22 protein-coding genes, 1 tRNA gene and 1 pseudogene are annotated in these 22,346 nt (G+C 68.0%); 9 read left to right on the top strand and 15 right to left on the bottom strand.

Annotation, left to right across the window (positions count from 1 at the left end; all coding sequences use genetic code 11):
- The first annotated feature begins 153 nt into the window (after window positions 1-153).
- Window positions 154-1,143, top strand: coding sequence for a hypothetical protein (locus ACWEPL_RS17285; RefSeq protein ID WP_363977608.1), 990 nt, complete (start codon window positions 154-156; stop codon window positions 1,141-1,143).
- 132 nt (window positions 1,144-1,275) lie between these two features.
- Entirely contained in the window at window positions 1,276-2,028 is a 753-nt protein-coding gene (locus ACWEPL_RS17280) for a DUF4328 domain-containing protein (RefSeq protein WP_452436745.1), read from the top strand.
- Between the two features lie 401 nt (window positions 2,029-2,429).
- Here the strand turns inward: ACWEPL_RS17280 and ACWEPL_RS17275 are convergent, their stop codons facing one another.
- Window positions 2,430-2,888, bottom strand: coding sequence for an ArsI/CadI family heavy metal resistance metalloenzyme (locus ACWEPL_RS17275; RefSeq protein WP_452436744.1), 459 nt, complete (start codon window positions 2,886-2,888; stop codon window positions 2,430-2,432).
- An 83-nt stretch (window positions 2,889-2,971) separates the two neighbouring features.
- Between ACWEPL_RS17275 and ACWEPL_RS17270 the strand changes: the two genes are divergently transcribed.
- The 4 genes from ACWEPL_RS17270 to ACWEPL_RS17255 are packed head-to-tail and all read left to right on the top strand — an operon-like array spanning window position 2,972 to window position 5,048.
- Window positions 2,972-3,355: an ArsR/SmtB family transcription factor gene (locus tag ACWEPL_RS17270; protein ID WP_452436743.1), complete on the top strand. Its 384-nt coding sequence runs from the start codon at window positions 2,972-2,974 to the stop codon at window positions 3,353-3,355.
- Window positions 3,352-4,074, top strand: a complete 723-nt coding sequence (locus ACWEPL_RS17265) for an aquaporin (protein ID WP_452436742.1) — start codon at window positions 3,352-3,354, stop codon at window positions 4,072-4,074. Before ACWEPL_RS17270 ends, ACWEPL_RS17265 begins: the two co-directional genes overlap by 4 nt.
- Before the next feature lie 9 nt (window positions 4,075-4,083).
- Window positions 4,084-4,521: an arsenate reductase ArsC gene (locus ACWEPL_RS17260; protein WP_350723839.1), complete on the top strand. Its 438-nt coding sequence runs from the start codon at window positions 4,084-4,086 to the stop codon at window positions 4,519-4,521.
- A 38-nt stretch (window positions 4,522-4,559) separates the two neighbouring features.
- Entirely contained in the window at window positions 4,560-5,048 is a 489-nt protein-coding gene (locus ACWEPL_RS17255; protein ID WP_452436741.1) for an N-acetyltransferase family protein, read from the top strand.
- 418 nt (window positions 5,049-5,466) lie between these two features.
- On the opposite strand, the gene ACWEPL_RS17250 is transcribed toward ACWEPL_RS17255, so the two are convergent.
- Both ACWEPL_RS17250 and ACWEPL_RS17245 read right to left on the bottom strand, forming a co-directional pair.
- On the bottom strand, window positions 5,467-5,997 hold the full coding sequence (locus tag ACWEPL_RS17250; protein WP_452436740.1) for a hypothetical protein: 531 nt from the start codon (window positions 5,995-5,997) through the stop codon (window positions 5,467-5,469).
- Window positions 5,994-6,140, bottom strand: a pseudogene (locus ACWEPL_RS17245) (group II intron maturase-specific domain-containing protein); the annotation flags it as partial. The gene ACWEPL_RS17250 and the pseudogene ACWEPL_RS17245, both read right to left, overlap by 4 nt.
- 47 nt (window positions 6,141-6,187) lie before the next feature.
- On the opposite strand from ACWEPL_RS17245, the gene ACWEPL_RS17240 reads away from it, so the two are divergent.
- Complete coding sequence (locus ACWEPL_RS17240) at window positions 6,188-6,460, top strand: tyrosine-type recombinase/integrase (RefSeq protein WP_452436739.1); 273 nt, start codon at window positions 6,188-6,190, stop codon at window positions 6,458-6,460.
- Between the two features lie 5 nt (window positions 6,461-6,465).
- On the opposite strand, the gene ACWEPL_RS17235 is transcribed toward ACWEPL_RS17240, so the two are convergent.
- Together ACWEPL_RS17235 and ACWEPL_RS17230 are read right to left on the bottom strand one after the other, a co-directional pair.
- A complete protein-coding gene (locus ACWEPL_RS17235) occupies window positions 6,466-7,074 on the bottom strand; it encodes a hypothetical protein (RefSeq protein ID WP_452436738.1) in 609 nt (202 codons plus the stop codon).
- Between the two features lie 446 nt (window positions 7,075-7,520).
- Entirely contained in the window at window positions 7,521-8,831 is a 1,311-nt protein-coding gene (locus ACWEPL_RS17230; protein ID WP_452436737.1) for a hypothetical protein, read from the bottom strand.
- 892 nt (window positions 8,832-9,723) lie between these two features.
- On the opposite strand from ACWEPL_RS17230, the gene ACWEPL_RS17225 reads away from it, so the two are divergent.
- The gene (locus tag ACWEPL_RS17225) at window positions 9,724-10,071 is read left to right on the top strand and encodes a tyrosine-type recombinase/integrase (protein ID WP_452436736.1); all 348 of its coding nucleotides are present in this window, start codon (window positions 9,724-9,726) and stop codon (window positions 10,069-10,071) included.
- A 69-nt stretch (window positions 10,072-10,140) separates the two neighbouring features.
- Here the strand turns inward: ACWEPL_RS17225 and ACWEPL_RS17220 are convergent.
- From ACWEPL_RS17220 to topA, 10 genes are all read right to left on the bottom strand, one after another.
- Window positions 10,141-10,217 (bottom strand) — tRNA-Thr (locus ACWEPL_RS17220).
- Between the two features lie 56 nt (window positions 10,218-10,273).
- Complete coding sequence (locus tag ACWEPL_RS17215; RefSeq protein ID WP_350724339.1) at window positions 10,274-11,104, bottom strand: PSP1 domain-containing protein; 831 nt, start codon at window positions 11,102-11,104, stop codon at window positions 10,274-10,276.
- Window positions 11,105-11,203: 99 nt separating this feature from the next.
- Window positions 11,204-12,244: a permease-like cell division protein FtsX gene (locus tag ACWEPL_RS17210; protein ID WP_452436735.1), complete on the bottom strand. Its 1,041-nt coding sequence runs from the start codon at window positions 12,242-12,244 to the stop codon at window positions 11,204-11,206.
- Window positions 12,241-12,714 carry a SigE family RNA polymerase sigma factor gene (locus ACWEPL_RS17205; protein WP_452436734.1) on the bottom strand — a complete coding sequence of 158 codons (474 nt, stop codon included), beginning with the start codon at window positions 12,712-12,714 and terminating at the stop codon, window positions 12,241-12,243. Before ACWEPL_RS17205 ends, ACWEPL_RS17210 begins: the two co-directional genes overlap by 4 nt.
- A gap of 105 nt (window positions 12,715-12,819) precedes the next feature.
- Window positions 12,820-13,731: a permease-like cell division protein FtsX gene (locus tag ACWEPL_RS17200; protein WP_452436733.1), complete on the bottom strand. Its 912-nt coding sequence runs from the start codon at window positions 13,729-13,731 to the stop codon at window positions 12,820-12,822.
- A gap of 40 nt (window positions 13,732-13,771) precedes the next feature.
- The gene (locus ACWEPL_RS17195; protein WP_355193478.1) at window positions 13,772-14,944 is read right to left on the bottom strand and encodes a DNA polymerase III subunit delta'; all 1,173 of its coding nucleotides are present in this window, start codon (window positions 14,942-14,944) and stop codon (window positions 13,772-13,774) included.
- 144 nt (window positions 14,945-15,088) lie between these two features.
- On the bottom strand, window positions 15,089-17,158 hold the full coding sequence (gene tmk / locus ACWEPL_RS17190; protein WP_452436732.1) for a dTMP kinase: 2,070 nt from the start codon (window positions 17,156-17,158) through the stop codon (window positions 15,089-15,091).
- A gap of 132 nt (window positions 17,159-17,290) precedes the next feature.
- Complete coding sequence (locus tag ACWEPL_RS17185) at window positions 17,291-17,836, bottom strand: helix-turn-helix domain-containing protein (RefSeq protein WP_452436731.1); 546 nt, start codon at window positions 17,834-17,836, stop codon at window positions 17,291-17,293.
- Window positions 17,837-17,911: 75 nt separating this feature from the next.
- Window positions 17,912-19,126: a metallophosphoesterase gene (locus ACWEPL_RS17180; RefSeq protein ID WP_452436730.1), complete on the bottom strand. Its 1,215-nt coding sequence runs from the start codon at window positions 19,124-19,126 to the stop codon at window positions 17,912-17,914.
- Window positions 19,127-19,184: 58 nt separating this feature from the next.
- Window positions 19,185-21,869: a type I DNA topoisomerase gene (gene topA / locus ACWEPL_RS17175; protein WP_452436729.1), complete on the bottom strand. Its 2,685-nt coding sequence runs from the start codon at window positions 21,867-21,869 to the stop codon at window positions 19,185-19,187.
- A gap of 190 nt (window positions 21,870-22,059) precedes the next feature.
- On the opposite strand from topA, the gene ACWEPL_RS17170 reads away from it, so the two are divergent.
- The gene (locus ACWEPL_RS17170; protein WP_313043730.1) at window positions 22,060-22,245 is read left to right on the top strand and encodes a DUF5703 family protein; all 186 of its coding nucleotides are present in this window, start codon (window positions 22,060-22,062) and stop codon (window positions 22,243-22,245) included.
- The last annotated feature ends 101 nt before the right edge of the window (window positions 22,246-22,346 follow it).

The raw sequence follows: 22,346 nt of genomic DNA, 5'->3' as shown, positions 1-22,346 counted from the left end.
CGTATCCACCAGCCTTACACCTGGTAAGCAACCAAGGTCACCATCACCGCCCCGCCATGGCAACCAAAGTCACCACCCGGAAGCGACCGAAGAGGCCAAGGACCGGCCTGGCGGCAGCAGCGCCCCGCGCCCGCCGCGGGAGACCGTAGGCGCATGGTCACCTCACGAGCACGCGGCCGGTGGGCCGCGCTCCTGCTGGCCGGGCTCACCCCGGTCGTCGCCGAGCTCACGCTCGGCAATCCGCCCCTCCGCCAGGCGTGGCTGCTGCTGCTGTGGGTGCCGATCTACGGCGCCGGCACCGTACTGATCCGCGAGCTGGTACGCCGTACCGGCCGGGGCTGGCTCGCCATCCTGCTGCTCGGGGCGGCGTACGGGATCGTGGAGGAAGGGCTGGCGCTGCAGGCGCTCACCAGCCCGACCATCTACGGCGTGGCCGACTGGGCGCCCAGGATCCTCGGCCTCAACAGCGCCTACACCGAGCTGAACATCCCCTACCACGCGGTCTTCAGCGTGGCGCTGCCGATCCTGTTGGTGGATCTCATCGTCCCGGATCTTCGCCATCGTCCCTATCTGGGGCGGACCGGGCTGGTCGTGGCGGGGGTGGTGTTCGTGCTGGGCGCCCTGCTGCTGCGGTGGACGACGGCCTTCATCGACCCCGGCTACCAGGCGCCGCCGGCGGTACTGGCGGCGTTCGTGCTGGCGATCGCGGTACTCGCGGTGCTCGCGCTGCGGTTCGTCCCCCGCCCGACGGACGTGCCGGCCGCCGCGCCCCGGACGCTTCCCGCGCCGCCGGTCGTCGCGTGCCTGGCCGGGGTGATGGCGTTCGGATATCTCGCGCTCCTGTTCCCCTTCGGCGGCGCCCAGCACCCGGCCTTCACCCAAGGCGGCTGGGTGGCGGTCCCGATGCTGGCTGCGGCGCTCCTGGCGGTGGTGGCAGCGGTACTGCTGCGCCGATGGACGGCACACGGCGGATGGCGCGACCGGCACAGCCTGGCGCTGGCCGGCGGGGCGCTCGTGGCGCACACCGTGTTCGGGGTGATCGCCAACGGCGAGAACACCGCCGACCGCCTGTCGCTGGCCGCGCTCGGACTCGTCATGACCATCCTGCTGGCCCTCCTTAGTCGGATCAATCGCCCTGCTTGACCAACCCAGACCGTGGCCGGGTACGTGTGCGCGGTGGCGCGGTTGTGTCAGCGTGGGAGCGCCGCAGGTTGATCACGAGAGGATCCCGGATGGGGGATCCGATCCTCTTCCAGATCTTGGGGATACATACTGGTGCACACCTCGATCCCCCCTTCCGAAGGCCTCCAGGTGATGCAGCTCTCTCAAGGGCGATTGCGCCCGGTCGGTGGCGTCGCGCTCTTCGCCATCGCGGCCGTGGTGTCCGATTCCCTCGCCGGGGCCGCCACAGTGGGGATCAACCTCTGGTATGCGTCGCTCGTGGATCGTATGAGCAGTGATTTCGAATCCGTCTCCGAGGCGGCGATGCGAACGGGGGAGCTGCTCCTCCAAGGGTCCGGGGTCGCGCGATTCTTCATCTTCCTCGTGGCCGTGGCCGGGTTCCTGGCCTGGTTGTTCCGCGTCAGAACCAACGCCGTGAGCCTCTCGCTGAACGGTCACCGGCACAGCAGTGCCTGGGTGATCGCCGGGTGGGTGATGCCGATCAGCTGGTTCTGGATTCCCAAGCAGATCGTGGACGACATCTGGCGCGCCTCCACGCCCCCAGGCTCTGCAAAGGGGCTGATCAACGCCTGGTGGGCGGCCTGGCTTGCCGCCTGGGTGATGACGAAGGCGACCTGGGGCCTGCTCAACTTCTCCATCAACCTGGAGGGAATCGCCTTCGCCCTGCGCTTGGAGGTGGTCGGCCTCGGGCTGATGCTGATCGCGGCCGTTCTGGCGATCGGCGTCATCCGCAAGATCACCTCGGCCCAGGAGACGCTCCGCTCAACGCCTCCAGCCAACCCCGCTGCCGGCTCGGGTGCGCCTCCGGCACCCGGCGGAGCACCCGAGCCGGCCGCGGCGTCATAGGGCTTCGCCCCAGTACGGCGTCTCCGGGTCACGTCCACGGACGCGGTACGTGAACCGAGGATCTCCCGGCGGCCGTCGGCGTTGATGATGCGGCCGCCCTTGCGCACCTTCTGGGTCAGCGCGTCCAGCCAGACGAAGGTGTCCTTGCTGCTGGGTAACCCCGATGCGAGTTACGCCGAGACGGTTGGCCTGAGCGCTCGCCCTCTCGAAGCGACCGAGGACGTCCATGATCGAACGCCTTCGTTGTCAGCCACTTCGTCACCCGGTCGGGTCGGCAAGACCTTCGAGCGCCAGGCACAAGGATGCAGCTCAGCGCGCCCAGCTTCTCAGAAGAGCGCGCCTGCAGGGATGGCCCGCAAGCCTGCACGCATGGGCCACAGCGAGCGAAGAGAAGCCCGTGGTCAGCAACAGTTGGCCGAGGCGCTGACCGGCTCGGTGGCCTGCTCGCCGGCCGGGGTGCAGCAGGCCGAATCGGTTTCCTTGGTCAGCGTGCCGGCGTCGCCCTTGACCACGTACACCTCCCATGGCTCGGCGCCAGGACCGTGTACCCAGACCTTGTCCTGGAGGGCGTAGCAGCAAGAGGTGTCGTTCTCCTCGAAGGTGGCCAGCCCGGCGTCCTTGAGCCGCTGGGTGGCGGCGTTGACCTGGGCGGTGTCCTCGACCTCGACGCCGAGGTGGTCCATGCGGGTCGGCTCGCCCTCCTCCCCCTCGATGAGCACCAGCTTGAGCGGGGGTTCGGCGATGGCGAAGTTGGCGTAGCCGGGGCGGCGCTTGGCCGGTTCGGTGCCGAACAGCTTGGAATAGAACGTGATCGAGCTCTCCAGATCGGCGACACGGAGGGCGAGCTGGACACGAGACATGACGATCTCCCATCGTTGCTTCGACGGATGTCTAAGTAGTGTTGAGTTTGCGCCGCTGCTTAGGAATCTGTCAAATTAGAGATATGTCGAAACAGGAGCTGCCGGTGCTCGCCCCCGAGTGCTGCACACCGTTGATCGCCGAGCCGATCGCTGAGGACGAGGCCGCGGAGATGGCTCGCGTGTTCAAGGCGCTCGGCGACCCGATCCGGTTGCGGCTGCTGTCCCTGATCGGCGCGCAGGAGAACGGCCGGCGGATCGGCGACGGGGTGTGCGTGTGCGAGTTGACCGGCGCCTTCGAGGTCACCGCGCCGACGATCTCGCATCATCTCAAAGTGCTGCGTGAGGCCGGCCTGATCGACAGCCAGCGGCGCGGCACCTGGGTCTACTACTGGATCATCCCGGCCACGCTGAAGCGCCTGACCGGCGTACTGGCCCTGCCCGAAACGCTTGTCGCGGACGCGCGGTGAACCTGGCACGCCGGGCGCTTGCCGAGTTCGCCGGCACCGCCGCCCTGGTGGCCGTGGTGGTCGGCTCCGGCATCATGGCAACCGATCTTTCGCGTGACGTCGGCGTACAACTGCTGGCCAACAGCCTGGCCACGGCGGCAGGTCTGGCGGTGCTCATCCTGATCCTCGGACCCGTGTCCGGCGCGCACTTCAATCCGGTCGTCTCCGTGGCGGCCTGGGTACTCACCCGACGCGACGCTGCCCCGGCGATGCGCGGACGGGAAGTGGCGGCCTACCTGCCCGCTCAGGTCACCGGAGCCGTCGCGGGGGCAGTCCTGGCGAACGCCATGTTCGCGCTCCCGGCCGTTCAGATCTCGGCTCATGACCGGTCGGCCCCTCACCTGCTGCTGGGTGAGGTGGTGGCCACCGCGGGGCTCATCGTGGTCGTCTTCGCGTTGGCCCGGCAAGGCCGCGCCGTGCTCGCCCCGGTCACGGTCGGCGGCTACATCGGCGCCGCCTACTGGTTCACCAGCAGTACGAGCTTCGCCAACCCTGCTGTCACCCTGGGCCGGGCCTTCACCGACACCTTCGCCGGGATCGCCCCTGCTTCGGTGCCCGCTTTCATCGTCGCCCAGTTGGCCGGAGCCGCGCTCGGCGGCCTGCTGCTGGTCGCGCTCTACCCGAACAGCCCGCAGCCCGCTGCGGAGCCCGTCCCCGGCTCCGCCTACCAGCCTCGATAGGAGGAACCCGTGCCGGACCAGATCGACGCGCCGCCGCAGGTGTTGTTCGTGTGCGTGCACAACGCGGGCCGCTCCCAGATGGCCGCCGCCTTCCTGACCCACCTGGCCGGCGATCGGGTACGCGTGCGTTCGGCCGGTTCCGCGCCCGCCGATCAGGTGAACCCGGCCGTGGTGGAGGCGATGGCAGAGCGTGGCATCGACATCTCCGCCGAGATTCCCAAAGTGCTCACGGTCGATGCCGTCCAGGCCAGCGACGTCGTGATCACCATGGGTTGCGGCGACGCCTGCCCGATCTTTCCCGGCAAGCGCTACGAGGACTGGGTGCTGGACGACCCGGCCGGCCAGGGCGTCGAAGCCGTACGCCCGATCCGCGACGCGATCGAGGCCCGCGTACGTGCGCTGATCTCCGACCTCACCTCCACTACCGCGGACACGGCGACCAGGTGAGCGTGGACGGGACGGCCCATGGGCCGCTCATCGAGTCCATGCGTGCCGCTCATGCCGATCAGGTTCTGGCCGTCTACCAGCTCGGCATCGACGAAGGCCGGGCCACCTTCGAGACCACCGCCCCGACCTGGGCCCAGTTCGACACGTCCAAGCTGCCCGACCGTCGCCACGTCGCCCTCGGCACCCTCGACGGCCCGCCTGATCGGCTACTCGGCTGGATCGCCACATCGGCCGTTTCGGCCCGCAGCGCCTACGCCGGGGTGGTCGAGCATTCGGTCCACGTGCATCCTGGTGCCCGCCGCCGTGGCGTCGGCCTGGCGCTGCTGCGGCCACTGATCGCCTCCACGGAGCCCGCGGGCATCTGGACGATCCAGTCCGGCATCTTCCCCAAAGACGCCGCCAGCCTGACCCTGCACGCTCGCGCCGGGTTCCGGGTGATCGGCGTCCGCGAACGCATCGGCCGCCACCACGGGATCTGGCACCAAGGCCCGCGAGTGGTTCGACAGCGGCTATTTCGGAGACAGTAACGTCAACAACCTAAGCCGCTCCATCCTGGAGTTCGCCATCGCGCTCGTCGAGGAGCGCTACTTCTTCGATGCCATGGACAAACAGCGACACAGAGCACTCGCCGCCGCAACAGCCCGCGTCACCGCGCCGCTGATTGGTCTTTAAGCTCCGGACGACGGCTGAACTTTCGGCTAGCACCCTGGTCATCTCCACCGCCGCGGGGACGGGCATCGACGGCTACGGCGAGGGACGGCGGCCCGGCCGCCAACGCCAAGCTGCACAGCCCTGAGGGTGGCATTGGTAGGCAGGGCGCGGTCTGGCCCACCAGCCTGAGAACGCTGGATAAGCACAGGTGAGGGGCGTATCCGTTGGATCCTGCGCCGTTACTACCGGGACCCCTAGAAGCTCACGTAGGTGGGCACCCCGGCGATTGCCTGTCTAGTCGTTGTCCTGGGCGATGAACTCGGCGTAACCGTCCGCGTCCCAATTGAAATCGGACTTGGGCTTGTGGTCATGGATCTCCATCTCAAACAGCCAGCCCTCGCCGTAGGGGTCCCTGATGAGTAGCTCCGGAGTGTTGGCGAGCTCGGTGTTGACGGCGACGACTTTCGCCTCGACTGGTGCGCAGAAATCGCTCCAATCCTCGTCAGGAGCAGCATCCCCGTCCTCCCACTCCTCGTCAGAATCCCCCTCCTGACTCCAACTGACCCGACCGAAGTAGTCACCCAACTCGACGTAGCTACCTACCTCAGGCAACTGCACCCGCAGCCCTCTGTCGGGGATCTGACCTATGAAGAAGGTGGTGAAGCCGACCCTCACCCGGTCGCCAGGCGTGTCCAGCTTCCTGTTGCGCTTGAACCACTCCCCGTTGCCCCACATGTGCAGCTCGCCGGCGTACAGGCGATCCTGGGGATACTCGCTCACTTCTTCCTCCCGTAGAAAGGCAAACCGAACTCTTCTGATCTTCACCGGCGGCGGACATAGTGTCGAGGCCCCCGGACGGAGCGGTGCTGGACGACCGCCTTGGCGACCCTGTAGCGGAAGTAGGTCGCCCACCCGCGCAACATCCGGTTCAGACTCGTGATCGCTCGCCTGGCGGGCCGTCCCTTCCGAGCGGCCCGCCAGCGCCAAAACCTGCTGCAACACCGGGGCCCCTAGGGTGTTACGGCCTGCCTTCCGCGCGCAGCGCGCTCAGAAAGGCGTGGTTCACAACAAGACCGTCACCGACCCACTACCGATGATCCGCCTACACGATCTACGCCACGTGCATGCGACCCTGCTGCTCCTGGCCGGCGTCCCCGTACACGTCGTCGCGACCCGCCTCAGCCACGCCGACCCCGCGATCACCCTCCGCGTCTACGCCCACGTGATCCGCTCGGCTGAGACGGCCGCCGCTGACATCTTCGCCCACGCTCTGGAGAGCGGACCATAACCAACTCAACCAGCGCTCAGGCCCTTGTGCTCCGACGCAGGGGCCTGCAACATTTCCCCTGCCGCCGACGCGGGCCGCCGTCTCCAAAGACCACGAGGTGGGACGTTGGTGCCGACGTGGATCCTCAGGTCACGTCGGGCCTGCTCGTAGAAATAGTCTCGCGCCGCCCCGGCATCCGCGTAGACCGACGCCCACTCCTCGGGGTCGTTCCGGCTACCGTGAGCGAACTCTTCCATTCGAAGCGCGAGAGAGTGCCATGCGCGTCCCGCCTCGATTGTCTTGTCATCGCCAAGCAGCAGGACCGATTCCCATTTGGCCGAGCGCTCAAATGCGACGCGGGCGAGCTCCTTGAGACTCTCCTCAACATCGACCTTGTTCACGATCCTGAACCGAGTGTTGACACCTCGCGCTGCGGCTATCTCGGCCGACATCTGAATCACCGCCTTGACGGAGTGCGCGTACTCCGCGTAAGCCTTTCGACGTTCCTCATCCCACCGAGTCGTCTGTTGCCGGTTCCAACGGACACGCTCTACCAGGTAGGTAGCCATATAGGAGCCCACTGCGCCGACGATCACTCCCAGTAGGGCGGGGAGTTGCGAGAGTAAGACGTCCACAGCCCCATGCTGCATCACAACGATCATCTGGGCGAGCGCCCGTTAGCAGAAGTGTTAGCAAAAGGCCCTCCCGGATCATCCGGAAGGGCCTCTGACCTGGAGCCGCCTTGGGGATTCGAACCCCAGACCCCTTCATTACGAGCAAAATAAAGGACCTGCTCATCCTCCCCCGCCGAGGAGGTGACCTGCCTTTTGTGGTCCGTCAGAGTCCGTGGACGTCCATGATCGAACGTCCTCATTGTCACCCACTTCGTCACCCGGTCGGGTCGGCAAGACCTTCGAGCGCCAGGCACAAAGATGCGGCTCAGCGCGGCTTTGCCGACCGGATCGCTCTCAGGCCGCATGCCTGGTGAGCGGCAGGCGCACGGCTGGGTGACGGCGCCCAGCGCCGCCGCCCCTTGATCCCCATGAGATCCATTCGGCAGGGCACTGGACGCCGTTTGGACTCATTCCTTCAGTTCGGTCTTGGCTGCGAACAGAGTTCCCCGTTCCGTGCCCTGCCCCCGGCGAATGTTCAGCCCCTCCTTGCGGAAGCTGATCCAGCCTTCACCGTCAGTCAGTCCCCGCACGACTCTGGTTTTCACGATGTCGTGGGTCGCATAACCGACGTCCAGATGAGTCAGGTGGCTGTTGTCCTTCCGGTGGACTTTGAGCCCCTCCACGGGGAAGGTGATCCATCCGTCGTCGGCGCTTCGTCCTTGCACCCATTCGGTGTTGATGCCGTTGAGGTCAGCCTTGTCGGCGTGCACGGTTCCCCAAGCTCCGCTTCCGTTGCGGACATCGAGCCCGTCCTTGGGGAAGGTGATCTTTCCGTCGTCGGCGCTTCTCCCCTGCACCCATTCGGTGTTCACTCCGTGCAGGACGGCCTTGTCGGCGTGCACAATTCCCTCAGCTCCGCTTCCAGTGCGGACGTCCAGCCCGTCCTTGAGGAAGGTGATGCGCCCCTTGGTCGCGTTCGCCGCCCCCTGGACCCAGGGTGTGTCGATGCCGGTAGTGGCGGTGAGTGTTTCCAGGACGGGATGGCGCACCTGAACGGTCGTGGTGAGGAAGTGTTCCTGCTTGGGCGTGGTGCCGGAGGTGGCGACGAGGGTGTAGGTGGTGGCCCGCTTCGGCGGGTCGGCCAGGGTCCAGGTACGCGTGCCCACGGAGAAGGGCATCTCTCCGCCGGGGAACAGGATCTTGTAGGTGAAGTCGTCGGAGCCCTCCCAACTCAGCGTGAGGGAGTCTCCGACGTCCAGCATGGCCTTGTTGGGGCGGAAGTCGCGCGGCGCCGGAATCTCCTTCGGAGTGGCCTTCACCAGCGGTACTGCCGCGAAGCTGACTTCATACCCCCGCCGCGTTGGCCTGGTCTCCTTCACTATCAGCACGGCCAGCCCGGCGACCTTGGCGACAACGATGTCCTCCAGCGCCAGCACCATGTAGTCGCCGGGGGAGAAGCTGTCGGCACCCCCCGGAGGGGTGGCCTGGAAGACGTTGGTGTTCTGCAATCGCTGGAATGTCACCGACTGGGTGGCCGGCGAGGTGAGCAACTGGGCGTTCACATGGGTGTGGGTGTACGTGCCCCTGGGCGTGATCGCGTCGATATTCGGGGTGAGGTCTCCGGGCACCGTTACCTCGATCGTGGACCATTTCACATTCTTGTGGGTGTTGGTCACGACCAGATACACCTTTCCCTTGGATGGGGACCGGTCGGCCTGTGACGCCTCCAGATGCGCCGGGTCGGTGAGGAGGGTGTAGGTCAGCATGGTCACGGTCATGACTCCTTTTCTGGGAGGACGGCGCAGTCCGATGACCTGTCCACGACGAGAGGACGGTGCAAGGCAGGACCGGCGACACGGGTGACGCATCCGAAAGCGCCGCTTGCAGCGCACTGCGGAAGATCACCCCTAGATCCAAACGCCAGCATTGGACCGCGACAAGAGCACTCAAGGACGCCATAAGGGGGCGCTTCGGCAACATCTTCAGCGTCTTGACATGAATCCGGACAATGCGTTATTGCGCCGCTACGAGCAGTAAGCGCGCCTCGTCACACTGTGGCCCGTCCGGGGGGAAACCTGCTGCAACACCTGGAAGCCCCCAGGTGTTACAGCTGGTCTTCCGCGCGAAGCGCGCTCAGAAGGCGTGCGGAGCACCATTCGATTTCTCGATTTGCGATCGATGTAGTCACCGGCACCAGAGACAGCAGGGACACTGACTGCTGCAGCCGATGGCTATCTTGGGTTGTTGACCTCTTCCACGCGGAGCCTCTAAGCCGCCAGAGCACAGGCCAACGCTCAGACCGACGCTCACCCAGTACGCCATGATTCCGGTGCGTCTGTCGGGCTGGCTGAGGATGGCGGCGGTGCCGACCTGCCCGACGCAGTACGCGTAACGCATCACGACGTCGCCGCTACCAACTCTCCCATGGCACACCCGCTCCGTCTGCCTCCGGCTCAGAACGGGTGAGTTCCGTCGGAGCTTCAGGTGCGGGCGCCGCTCCGACGCAAGATAGTGCTGCCCATGGGCCGGAGCTGGGACACCAAGATCAAGGATTGAATTTTGTCGGAGTACTGCGTCCGGTCGCGTCGACCCGAGCGGCGAGCTTACAGCGTGGTCATACGGGCCGGTCATTGACCGTTGCGCAAGCTGTCCGGGAGCAAACAGCGCTGTGTGGAAGCGCTCAAAGCACAGAGGGCTCAGCGGGAGGCGGACAAGGAAGTGGCGGGCAAGCGGTGGGTGGAACACGGGCTCGTGTTCGCCTCGACCGTGGGCACACCTCTCGACTCCCACAACATACGGCGCGCCTTCCGCGCGGTCATCGCCAAGACTGACCTCGACCCCGACAAGTGGACCCCCCGAGAGCTACGCCGCAGCTTCGTGTCCCTGCTCTCAGACCAAGGCATCCCCTTGGAGGAGATCTCCCGGCTGGCCGGCCACAGTAGTACGGCGGCGACCGAGCTGGTCTGCCCCGTACTCCAGGAGGGCGCGGTGGCCATGGATCGGATCTTCAAGACATGAGATCGGGAGGCTTAGTCACTCACTTGGACACCCAGAAGCCCCCCGCGATCACGCGGGGGGCTTCTGACGTGGAGCCGCCTTGGGGATTCGAACCCCAGACCCCTTCATTACGAGTGAAGTGCTCTGGCCGACTGAGCTAAGGCGGCGTGCTCTGCGACTTGCAAGAGTCTACAGGAGCCGGAGGGGTCCTCGCTCCCCTCGATCACGCCTCGGCCGGATCCCCGTACGTCGAGTCGTACGCCTTGCGCGGCGCGCACACACTGGCCTTCGAGCAGGCGCAGCGCCGCCCCCCGTCGTTGAGGCGCACCACCACGGAGTCCGACGGGACGTTGTGGCCGACCACGACACCAGGCCCCTGCGGGGTCTCCACGTTCGCCCCCGCCCGCGGGGCAGAGGCGCGGAACTCCTGGTAGAGCGGGTGTTCGTACTTCAGGCAGCACATGAGCCGGCCGCACGCCCCAGCGATCCGCAGTGGATTGACCGGAAGGTCCTGGTCCTTGGCCATGCGTACCGAGACCGGCTCGAAGTCCTTCAGGAACGTGGCACAACACAGGTCACGGCCGCAGGGCCCGATGCCGCCCTGCAGCCGCGCCTCGTCCCTCGGCCCGATCTGCCGCAGCTCGACCCTGGCCCGCAGGTTGCGGGCCAGGTCGCGGACCAGGGCGCGGAAGTCGACCCGGTGCGGCGCCGAGAAGTAGACCGTGTAGACGTTGTCCTCGTCGAGGTAGTCGATCCCGACCACCTTCATCGGCAGCGTGTGCCGCTTGATCAGCCGTTTCGACACGCTGCGGGCCTCGGCCCTGCGGCGCTTGTTGGTCTCGTCGCGAGCCAGGTGCTCCTCGCCGGCCAGGCCCGCGCACAGGGGCAGGCCGTCGACGTCCTCGCTCGTGTACTGCGGCGCCCAGACGCACTCCGCCACCTCGGGGCCCGAGTCGGTCGGCACGAGCACCTTGTCGCCCACCTTCGGGCTGTGCTCGCCGGGATCGAGGTAGTAGAGCCTCCCGTAACGGGTGAAGCTCACGGCCATGATCATTCCCATGGGCTCGAGCTCGCCTCCTGACGCCTAAGGGGTCGTACGACCTTCCCTGCCACATTACGTGTGCCGCGCCCGGATGGTGAGGGGGGAGCCGGATCACTTGTCCGTCGGGCACACCTTGCTCTCGGGCAGAGTCAACCCGTAGTAGTACTTCAGCCGAGTGCCGTCATTCATGCATCGGTGCAGAACCTGGCTCACCCCTGGTTCCCGCCTCAACCTGTTGGCGGCCTTGCTCCAGTCGGCGTCAGGCATCAGCAAGATCCTGAACGATTGGGGCATGTCACTGACTTTCGTGGCGTCGACCAGCGCCTTGTTGACTTTGTACATGCGGCGGAAGTTCTCGTAAGCCGCCGCCTGATCCTCGAAGAACACCTCTTTGGCGCCGGGCATCGAGATGATCAGCTTCCGGATGGCCTCCCTCTGCGCGGGCGTGACTCCTTTCCCCTCCCTCGTGACGATGGGGCTGACTGTACGGTCGGACTTATGCTCGGCGCCGCAGGACGGCATGCTCGACGAGGGGGTGCAGAGGAAGACCGTCACATCCCATTTGTCCGCCGGAGTGGACTCGTAGGGCGTCACTTCCTGAACGGTCAAGATCCCGGGCACCCCACGCAGCGCCTCCTGCACACGGCGCGGATCAGTGCCCTTCGTGAGGGTCAGCCCGAACGAAGCGGGGAGGTCATCGACGCCGACGGCGGCCAGCAGGGCCTTGTTGCGCTCGAAATCGCGCCGGAAGTTCTCGTACGCCGCGGTCTGATGCGTGTAGCTCACCTCTGTGACCCCCGGCGCCTTCCGCACCGCCGCCGCGATCTTCTGCGTCTCCTCCTCGCTGACAGCGCCCTTGCACGCCGTCTGCTCCCGGTCCGACGACTTCGCGCACAGGAAGACGTTCATCTTCTGCCCGTCGCCCGCCGGATCGGCCGCCACCGCGCGGTCCTCGTCACCCGGACCGCTCAGCAACCCGACAGTGGTCGCCGCCCCCGCGAGCACCACGGTCGCGGCCACCGCCACCAGCCGGAAATCCACCCTGAACCGCCGCCGCTCCGACGCCCTCAGCGGCCTGAGCGTGGTGGGGTCCACCGTCGCCCCAGCCTCGGCGAAGGCCTCCCGCAGCCTGTCTTCCATGGCGCTGTTCATGAATACTCCCCAAGTGCCCGGCCGAGGGCGGCCAGCCCCCGCGCGATGGTGGACCTGACCGTGCTGGCGCCGATCCCCATGGTGTCGGCGATCTCCTGGTCGGACAGGTCGAGGTAGTAGCGAAGAGTGAGCGCCTCCCGCTGCCTGCGCGGCAGCTCACGCAGGGCGAGCAGCACCCCGCGCCGCTCCTCGCCCATGAGCGCGGCGCTCTCCGCCGACCAGACGGGCGGTTCGTACGGCACCGCCCGCCGGAACACGGTCGCCCGCCTGCGCAGCACCGACCGGCACCCGTTGAGCACCGCGGAGCGGACATAGGCCAGCGCCTTGTCGGCGTCACGCAACCTGCCGCGCCCGGCATGGGTGCGCGCGAACGCCTCCTGTACGACGTCTTCCGCGGTCGCCTGATCGCCGACCATGATCAGGGCAAGCCGCACGAGGCCCACGTGGTGCTCGGCGAAGATCGACGCCACGTCTATTCGCTGCCGCGCCCGAGCCTCTTGTTGGGTGAGTAGTTCGACTTCCACGTATCAGAGACGCCCGTCAGCCCCATCTGCTGCTCGCGTCACCCGACGGGTTCACTGGCTCGGCGCGCAGACCTTGCTGTCGGGCAGGTCATCACGCCCGTACTCCGCGACAAGCTTGATCTGGGCGTCCATACACCTCTGGTTCCGCACCTGACTCACCCCTGACAGCCGCGCCAGCCTGCGGCTGACCGCGTTCCAGTCGGCCTCGGGCCGCATCGTCAGCCGGTACGACTCAGGAATGTCCGACATCCGGGTGGCACTTACGAGCGATTCGTTGTCGGCGTAGCTCTCGACAAAGTTCCGGTACGCCGTCGCCTGATCCTCGAAGACATACTTCTCAACCCCAGGTGTCCGCTCGATCTCCGCGACGACGGCCTTCTTTTCCTTGAGAGTCGCGATCTTCCCGTTCGCCTTGCCACGACTGGACAGGCAGGCCGGCGTGGCCGAGTCCTTCACGCACAGGTAGACACTGATGTCCCATTCCGACGCCATAGGCTGCGTATCGCCATAGAGCACGGCCTGGTCGATGACGTCGCCCACCCCGGGCCGCCGATACACCGCGTGCCGCACCCGATCCGGGTCGGCCCCCTTCTTCACCTGGAGGCGGAACGACTCCGGCAGGTCCTTCGCCCGTACGGCCTTCAGCAGCGTCCTGTTGCCGGCGAAGTCCCGCCGGAAGCTCTCGTACGCGCTCGCCCGATCGACGAACCGGACCCCGCTCAGCTCCGGCCTGGACTCCAGGAACGTCCTGAGCGCCCGCTTCTGCCTCGCCGTGGCACCGCGCCTGTGGCACCCGTACGTGGTCGGAGTGCACAGGAAGACGGCGATCTCCCACTCGTCGCTCGTGCTGACCTCCGGGGCGGTCACCGGGTCCGCCGCGGCCGGCGTGCCCACGAGGACCGACATCCCGGCCAGCAGCACGGCGATCAACGACCGTAAGCCCGAGGGTGCCTCGTCAGCCACTGCCGCTCCTCATCCCCGCCCAACGCCCCATGATCACGAGTCAGGAACGCAGCGACAGCATCATCGCCTCTACGGCCATCTGCGGGTTGACGTTCGCCGCCAGCCGCTCCCTGCACTGCATGATCGCATCGATCCGGCGCAGCGTCTCCTCGGGCGTGGCCACCTTGGCCAGCTGGTCGAGGTCGAAGCGGAGATCGTCGTTGGCCAGCTCGACCCCGGCCCCGAACTGCATGGCCAGCACGTCCCGGTAGAACGACACCAGCTCCAGCAGCGCCGCGTCCAGCGAGTCGCGCTTGATCCGCGTGGCCCGCGACTTCTGCCGGTCCTCCAGCTCCTTCAGCGCCCCGGCCCCGCCGCGTACGAGCCCTCGGTTGAGCCCCTTGCCCGTGGATCCCTCGCCGTAGAGCTTGCGCAGCTCGGCGGTCTCGTTCTCGTTGAGCGCGGCCGTGGCCGCGGCGGCCTCCTCCTCCGCCGTCTTGACCAGCCGCTCGGCGGCCGAGACGCACTCCCCCACCCCGGTCAGCGAGCGCGGGATGCCCAGAACGGCCTCACGACGCCGCCTGACACCCTCGTCGAGCGCCAGCGCCCGCGCCCTGCCGATGTGCCCCTGAGCGGCCTTGGCGGCGAACCTGGCCACGTCCGGCGGCACGCTGTCGCGCGTGGCCAGCACATGGGCGACGGCCTCCGTGGCCGGGGTGGTCAGGTTGACCACCCGGCAGCGCGACCTGATGGTGATCATGAGGTCGTCGGGAGCGGGCGCGCACAGCAGCCAGACCGTACGTGGCGGGGGCTCCTCGATGGCCTTGAGCAGGGCGTTGGCGGCCGACTCCGTGGCCCGGTCGGCGTCCTCGAACAGGATGACCCGCCACCGCCCCTGCGTCGGCGCCCCGGCCGCCCGCAGGATGAGCTCGCGGGTCTGCTTGACGCTGTAGGACAGGCCCTGGGGGCGTACGGACTCCAGGTCGGGATGGGAGCCGATGAACACCTGGTGGCACTGGTCGCAGTGGCCGCACCCGCCGTCGGGGCAGAGCAGCGCGGCGGCGAAAGCGCGGGCGGCGTCCTCCCGGCCCGAGCCCGGCGGCCCGGTGAACAGCCACGCGTGTGTCATGCCCGCGCCGCGCCCGCCCCTGACGACCTCCCCGGCCGCCGCCGCGGCCCGCGACAGCACGGCCACCGCCTGGTCCTGCCCGACGAGGTCATCGAAAACTGCCACGACGTAAGGCTAACCGCCGACGGCAGTCCCCACGCCCGTACGCGACTCTCGCCGACGCGCCCGCCTGAAAGAAGACCCCGAAAGAAGACCCCGGAAGAACCCGGGCGACATCCGCCATCTCCCGGGGCCCCGCCCACGCGAGGGCTAGTCGCGGATGGTCGGCATCGTCCAGTCGCCGCGGATGGCGGGCATCGTGCCCGTGGCGTCCTCGGACTCCTGCGGCACCGGGTCCGGCAGGATGTCGCGGATCCGGTCCTGGATCTGGCGGGTGATCACCTCGGGCTCCAGCGTGCCGTCCACCACCAGGTAACGCTCGGGCGCCGCCGCGGCCAGGGCCCGGAACTCCCTGCGTACCCGCTCGTGGAAGTCCAGCGGCTCCGACTCGATCCGGTCGGCGGCCCCGCCCAGCCGGGTCAGCCCCACCTGCGGCGGGGTGTCGATGAGCACCGTCAGGTGCGGCACCAGCCCGCCGGTGGCCCAAGCGTTGATCTTGGACACGTCCTTCGGGTCGAGCGCCCGCCCGGCCCCCTGGTAGGCCAGCGAGGAGTCCACGTACCGGTCGGTGATCACGAGCGAGCCCCGGTAGAGCGCGGGACGGATCACCTTCTCCACGTGCTCGGCCCGGTCGGCGGCGTAGAGCAGGGCCTCGGAACGCGCCGACAGCCCGCGCTCGGCCGCGTCGAGCAGGATAGCCCGCAGCCGCATGCCGACCTTGGTCGAGCCCGGCTCGCGCGTCTGCACCACGTCGTAGCCCTGGTCACGCAGCCAGATGGCGATCAGCCGCGACTGGGTGGTCTTGCCCGACCCCTCGCCGCCCTCGAACGCCACGAAGAGCCCGGGCACCGCCTCGGCCGCCTCGGCCGGGAACCGCTCGCCGCGCACCGCCGCGATCAGGTCGCCGGCCAGCGAGACGCCCTTCCTGTCGTCCATGTGCCGCAGCGCGAGGACGCCCACGACCATGGCGAGCACCCCGCCGATGACCAGCACCAGGTTGGAGCCGTCGAACCGGTAGGCGATCGTGCCGAACCGCAGCCAGTGGACGTCGAAGATCGCCGCCAGCGGGTTGGCCACGGCGACCACCAGCAGCAGGGTCACCCGCGCCGTGGACTGCAGGAACGAGAACGTACGACCCCGCAGCCCGTCCTCGACCTCGAGCCCGATCAGCGTGTAGCCGATGATCCACGCGATGCCCGCGCACGCCCCCAGCAGCACGGTCAGCATGACCACGATCACCAGGTTGTGCACCAGCGCGGTGGCCACCAGCACGAGCCCCGCCACGGTGATGGCCAGGCCGAACAGCCGCCGCCGCGACAGCTCGCGCAGCAGCCTGAGGCCGAAGAACATGCCCAGCGCCATGCCGACGAAGACCGCGCCGAACACGACGCCGTAGGCCGCGTCTCCGCCGCCGAGCGCCTGGACATAGATCTTGGCGACGCCGACCACGGCCCCGCCCGCGGCGAAGGCGCCCAGCATGCCGATGATCAGCCCGCGCACCAGCCGGTTGCCGCCCACGAACCGCCAGCCCTCGACGATCTGCTTGAGCACGGAGGGCGTGGAGATGGCGCCGTCACGCTTGAGGATGTCGCGCAGCGTGAAGATCAGGACGGCCGAGACGAGGTAGGCGCAGGCGTTGACGACCAGCGCGAGCGACGTGGCGTCCTGGCCGGCCATGGACGGCACCATGCTCGTGATCACACCGCCCACCACGGACAGCGCCGCGAACAGCATGGCCGCGACCGGCGCGGTGCCGTACGTGACCAGCAGGTTGAGCCGGTTGGCCGACTCGAGCTGGTCCTTGCGCACCAGGTTGGGCACCGTGGCGTCCTTGGCGGGAACCCAGAACAGGTTGACGCACTCGACCAGGACGGTCGCGACGATCACCCACTGGTAGCTGCGGACGAACGGGATCGACAACACCACGGCGAACCTGAGCAGGTCGGCCACGACCATCATCAGCCGCCGGTCGAACCGGTCGGCGAACACCCCCGCGAGCGGCCCGAGCAGCACGGCGGGCAGCATCTTGGCGATGAACACCCCGCCGACCGCCAGCGACTGCAGACGGTAGTCGTTCTGCGTGAGATTACCGGCCAGGGCGGTCAGCGCCAGGATGTTGAGCCAGTCGCCCAGGCTGCACACCGACATGGCCATCCAAAGCCGTCGAAACGGCGCATTGGCCAGCACGTGGGTCGGGCGGCTTCGACCAGGGGCAGTCATGATTTCAGCGTATCCAGGAAGTGGGCGGACAACAGACCAGCCGGATATTCCCGGCCGACTCGGGGCTGAGGGTATTACGTTCGCGGGCCAGCGTGCAGGGTGCAGACCTCGAATAGGCCCCCAAAAGCATCATCAATTCATAACTCCGGCCTCACGTCGGGCCTCTTCCACCAATGGCCCCCACTCCGCGCGGATCTCCCCGGGCAGCTCCAGCTCGCCCCACAGCTCCACGAGCAGCACCCCGTCCACGTGATCGAGCAGCTCCTGAGGCTCGCCCTCGCACAGCAGCACGGTGTACGCGGCCCGGCGCGCCTCCCGGTCGGCCAGGTCGTAGACCCGCTCCCGCAGCCGCACGACGCCCAGCGCCGCCCCGACCGGCAGCCGCCGCAACCGGCTCGGCACGTGGAACGTCCGACCGTCGCCCGCGCGGGCCGCGAACTCGACCTTGGCCTCGAGCGCCAGCCGGAAGCCGGCCGCGTCGAGAATGCGCCCCGCGGTCTCCAATGTCGGTGACTTCCTGCCGTGCTCGTAGGCCGACAGCGTGGTCCTCGACGTGCCGCTCACGCTGGCCAGGACGCGCTGGTTCATGCTCGCCGCATGGCGGGCCTGCTTGAACAGCTGCCCGCCGCGCTCGGCCCAGAAGGCGGCGTGCGCCGCCTCCATAGGCGAGGAGACCATCCCCCACCTCCGATCAGTATCCGGTTGGATACTCTACGCCATCATGACCGCAGGTGACCAGTAGATCGCGGAAAGTCAGCGCAACTCCAGCAGCGTGATCTCGGGCGGCGCCCCGACGCGCACCGGCGGGCCCCAGAACCCGGCGCCCCTGGTGACGTAGACCTGCACCCCGTCGACCGTGGCCAGGCCGGAGACCACGGGCTGCTGCAGGCCCACCACCAGGTTGAACGGCGCGATCTGCCCGCCGTGCGTGTGGCCGGACAGCTGCAGGTCGACGCCGTGGCGAGCGGCCTGGCCGACCTGGACCGGCTGGTGCGCCAGCAGCACCGTGGACCGGCCGGCGTCCCGGCCGCCCAGCGCCTTGTCGAAGTCGGGCCCGTCGCCCGCCGAGGCGCCGTTGAGGTCGTTGACTCCGGCGAGGTCCAGCACGGCACCCTGGTGCCTGATCTCCACGCGCTCGTTCCGCAGCGAGCGTACGCCGAGCTGATCGAGCTCCTCGATCCACTCCAGGGGCCCGCTGGGAGCGAAGTATTCGTGGTTGCCGGTCACGAAATATGCCCCGTAACGGGACTCCAGGCTCTTCAGCGGCTGAGCCAGCGGCCCCAGCTGGGCCACTGACCCGTCCACCAGGTCGCCCACGATCGCCACCACGTCGGCCTCCAGGCCGTTGATCATGCGGACGATCCGCTCGGTGTGTCCCCTGCCCGTGAGGGGCCCCAGGTGGATGTCGCTCACCACGGCGAACCGCAGGCCGCCGAGCCGTGAGTCCAGCTTCGGCAGGGCCACCTTCACGCGTTCGATCACGGGGTCGCCCAGGGCGCTCGTCATGCCGTACCCGACCGTGCCGAGCGCTCCCACGCCCGCGATGGCGGCGGTGGTCCGCCCCAGGAAGAGCCTCCGGCTGATCGGGGCCACCACGGGAGCGGGCTCGGGGGGCGCCGGGGCGCCCGCCATGGCGGGCACGGGCACCGGCGCCGCCTCGAGCGTCACGGCCTTCCGCGAGGCCCTGCGCAGGACGAGCGCGGCCACCGCCCGCGGCGCCTCCAGCACCACGAGGAAGACGATCAGGTAGAACATCAGCGCCAGCCAGACGTAGCCCGGCCAGGCCAGCCAGTGCCCGAAGTCCATCCGCGTGGCCGCGAACGTGGCCACGACGAGCACCGTCAGCCCCACCACGCCCCATGTCAGCGCCTTGCGCAGCCGCCCGGGGGCCGTGGTGGAACGGACCATCCGCTGCCACAGATAAAGGTGTGCCAGCAGGATCAGGCCCGCGAAGAACAAGACGATCACAGCGTCGATGCTACTTGCGGGGCCGCGTCCTGCGGCCCCGCCAACCTCGCGGCTCGCCTTACGACTTGGCCGCCGGCTTCTTCGCGGGAGCCTTCTTCGCCGGCGCCTTCCTCGTGGTCGTCTTCTTGGCCGCCGGCGCCCGCTCGCGCCGCTCGGCCAGCAGCTCGGCCGCCCGCTCGGTCGTGATGTCCTCGACCGTGTCGCCCTTGCGCAGCGACGCGTTCGTCTCGCCGTCGGTCACGTAAGGCCCGAACCGCCCCTCCTTCACCACAATGGGCTTCTTGGAGTGGGGGTCGGCGCCCAGCTCGCGCAGCGGCGCCGCCGCCGCGGCCCGCCGGCCGCGCTGCTTCGGCTGCGCGAACAGCTCCTTGGCCTGCTCGATCGTGACCGTCAGCAGGTCCTCTTCCGAGGCCAGCGAGCGCGAGTCGGTGCCCTTCTTCAGGTACGGGCCGAACTTGCCGTTGGAGGCCACGACCTCCTCGCCCTCCAGCTCGCCCACGAGCCTGGGGATCGACAGCAGCTTGAGCGCGTCCTCGAACGTGATCGTGTCCAGCGACATCGTCTTGAACAGCGACGACGTGCGCGGCTTGGGCGCGTCGGCCTTCTTCGTCCGCCTCTTGGGCGCCTCGTCCTCGGGCGGCTCGGGCAGGACCTCGGTCACGTACGGGCCGTAGCGGCCGTCCTTGGCCACGATCATGTTCCCGGACACCGGGTCGCGCCCGAGCTCCCGGTCGCCCGTCGGCCTGGAGAACAGCTCCTCGGCCTTCTCCGCCGTCAGCTCGTCGGGCGTCATGTCCTCGGGCACGTTGACCCGCGCGCCGTCCCTGTCGAGGTAGGGCCCGTAACGCCCGACCCGCAGCACGATGTCCGTGCCCTTGACCGGGAACGAGCTGATCTCCTTGGCGTCGATGTCACCGAGGTCGGTGACCATCTCCTTCAGGCCCTCGTCGCCGTCGGAGCCGTAGTAGAAGCGCTGCAGCTCCGGCACCCGCTCGGCCCGGTCGTTGGCGATGTCGTCGAGGACCTTCTCCATCTCGGCCGTGAAGTCGTAGTCGACCAGGTTGCCGAAATGCTGCTCCAGCAGGTTGACCACGGCGAACGCCAGGAACGACGGCACCAGCGCCGTGCCCTTCTTGAACACGTAGCCGCGGTCGAGGATGGTCCCGATGATCGAGGCGTACGTGGAGGGCCGCCCGATCTCGCGGTCCTCCAGCTCCTTGACCAGCGACGCCTCGGTGTAACGCGCGGGCGGCTTGGTCGAGTGGCCCGCCACGTCGAGCCTGGTGACGCTGAGCGCGTCGCCCTCCGCCAAGTTCGGCAGCCGCTTCTCGGAGTCGTCGCGGTCGGTCGAGGGGTCGTCTGCCCCCTCCACGTACGCCTTGAGGAACCCGTAGAACGTGATCGTCCGCCCGGACGCGCTGAACTCGACGTCCTCGCCCGACGACGACCTGCCGCCCACCTTGACCGTGACCGACTCGCCCACCGCGTCCTTCATCTGCGAGGACACCGTACGCTGCCAGATCAGCTCGTACAGCCGGAACATGTCGCCCGACAGCCCGGTCTCGCCCGGCGTGCGGAACTCCTCGCCCGACGGCCGGATCGCCTCGTGCGCCTCCTGCGCGCTCTTCACCTTGCTGCTGTAGACGCGCGGCTTGTCGGGCACGTACGCGGCCCCGTACAGCTTGATCGCCTGGGACCTGGCGGCCGCCACGGCGGTCTCCGACAGCGTGATGCTGTCGGTACGCATGTAGGTGATGAAGCCGTTCTCGTAGAGCCGCTGGGCCACCTGCATGGTGTACTTCGCGGAGAAGCCCAGCTTCCGGCTGGCCTCCTGCTGCAGCGTGGTCGTCCGGAACGGCGCGTACGGCTTGCGCGTGTACGGCTTGCGCTCCACGGACTTGACCGCGAACGACGCGCCCGTCAGCCGCCCGGCCAGCTCGCCCGCGGCCTCCTCGGACAGGTGGAGCACGTCGACGTTCTTGAGCCGCCCGGTGCTGGCGAAGTCGCGGCCCTGCGCCACCCGCTTGCCGTCGACCCCCGTGAGGGTCGCGGTGAAGTCACGCGGCCGCTCCTCGGGCTTGTTCGTGTCGAAGAGCGCCTGCAGGTCCCAGTAGTGGGCGGGCGTGAACGCCATGCGCTCCCGCTCGCGCTCCACCACGAGCCTCGTCGCCACCGACTGCACGCGGCCGGCCGACAGGCGGGGCTTGACCTTCTTCCACAGGACCGGGCTGACCTCGTAGCCGTAGAGGCGGTCGAGGATGCGCCGGGTCTCCTGGGCGTCGACCAGGCGCAGGTTGAGGTCGCGCGGGTTGGCCACGGCGTCCTGGATGGCCTGCGGGGTGATCTCGTGGAACACCATGCGGTGGACCGGGACCTTAGGCTTGAGGACCTCTCGCAGGTGCCAGGCGATGGCCTCGCCCTCGCGGTCCTCGTCAGTGGCCAGATAGAGCTCGTCGGCGTCCTTCAACAGCTGCCGCAGCTTGTTGACCTGCGACCGCTTGTCCGGGTTGACGACGTACAGCGGCTCGAACTCGTGCTCGACATTGACCCCGAGGCGAGCCCATGGGGCTCCCTTGTACTTCTCGGGGATGTCGTCGGCCCTCTCCGGAAGGTCACGGATGTGGCCGATGCTCGATTCGACGATGTAGCCGCGCCCGAGGTACCCGGCGATCGTCTTCGCCTTCGCGGGCGACTCGACGATCACCAGGCGTGTTCCGCCGGCGCTGCCGTTCTTGGCTGGCACGCTGCTTCCTACCTCGCTGTTCGCTTTGCAAATCCCCCTGCCGGGAGTCGGTACAGACTGAAAGGTAACCCGACTCGCGGAAATTTCCTTCCCCCGGGCTACCCACTAGCTTCCGGGTCCACCCACAAGCACGCAGAATAAGGCCCATCGAGCGGCATGGCGCCCTGACTCACCCTGGAGACTAATCGTTGTGCTCGACTACTCCTACATGGATATCTTCATTCCACGCGATCTCACTCGTGAAGCAGCACGTCAGCTGCTGACCGAACACGCAGAGTACGGGCAGTGGGAGCTGGCCCGCGTACGCGTCTACCCCGACGGTAGCCGCCACGTACGGCTGCGTCGCAAGGTCATTCGGGTACGCAGCACGCTGTGAACCCCGGACATGGCTTTGCCCGCCCCGGGCCGCGCCCCCGGAACGGGCAAAGCGTCTAACGCTGACCGCTCACAGGCTGTGAGCGGTAGCCGTCCTTGTTA

The organism is Nonomuraea sp. NPDC004186 (assembly GCF_053603495.1).
This window is presented reverse-complemented; position numbering and strand designations above follow the sequence as displayed.

Excerpts from the sequence above, each read along its gene's own strand:
- ACWEPL_RS17270 (WP_452436743.1), top strand. The coding sequence starts at position 2,972 with ATGTCGAAACAGGAGCTGCCGGTGCTCGCCCCCGAGTGCTGCACACCG.
- ACWEPL_RS17185 (WP_452436731.1), bottom strand. The coding sequence starts at position 17,836 with ATGGTCTCCTCGCCTATGGAGGCGGCGCACGCCGCCTTCTGGGCCGAG.
- ACWEPL_RS17230 (WP_452436737.1), bottom strand. The coding sequence starts at position 8,831 with ATGACCGTGACCATGCTGACCTACACCCTCCTCACCGACCCGGCGCAT.
- ACWEPL_RS17210 (WP_452436735.1), bottom strand. The coding sequence starts at position 12,244 with ATGAACAGCGCCATGGAAGACAGGCTGCGGGAGGCCTTCGCCGAGGCT.
- ACWEPL_RS17215 (WP_350724339.1), bottom strand. The coding sequence starts at position 11,104 with ATGATCATGGCCGTGAGCTTCACCCGTTACGGGAGGCTCTACTACCTC.
- ACWEPL_RS17255 (WP_452436741.1), top strand. The coding sequence starts at position 4,560 with ATGCGTGCCGCTCATGCCGATCAGGTTCTGGCCGTCTACCAGCTCGGC.
- ACWEPL_RS17285 (WP_363977608.1), top strand. The coding sequence starts at position 154 with ATGGTCACCTCACGAGCACGCGGCCGGTGGGCCGCGCTCCTGCTGGCC.
- tmk (WP_452436732.1), bottom strand. The coding sequence starts at position 17,158 with ATGACTGCCCCTGGTCGAAGCCGCCCGACCCACGTGCTGGCCAATGCG.
- ACWEPL_RS17275 (WP_452436744.1), bottom strand. The coding sequence starts at position 2,888 with ATGTCTCGTGTCCAGCTCGCCCTCCGTGTCGCCGATCTGGAGAGCTCG.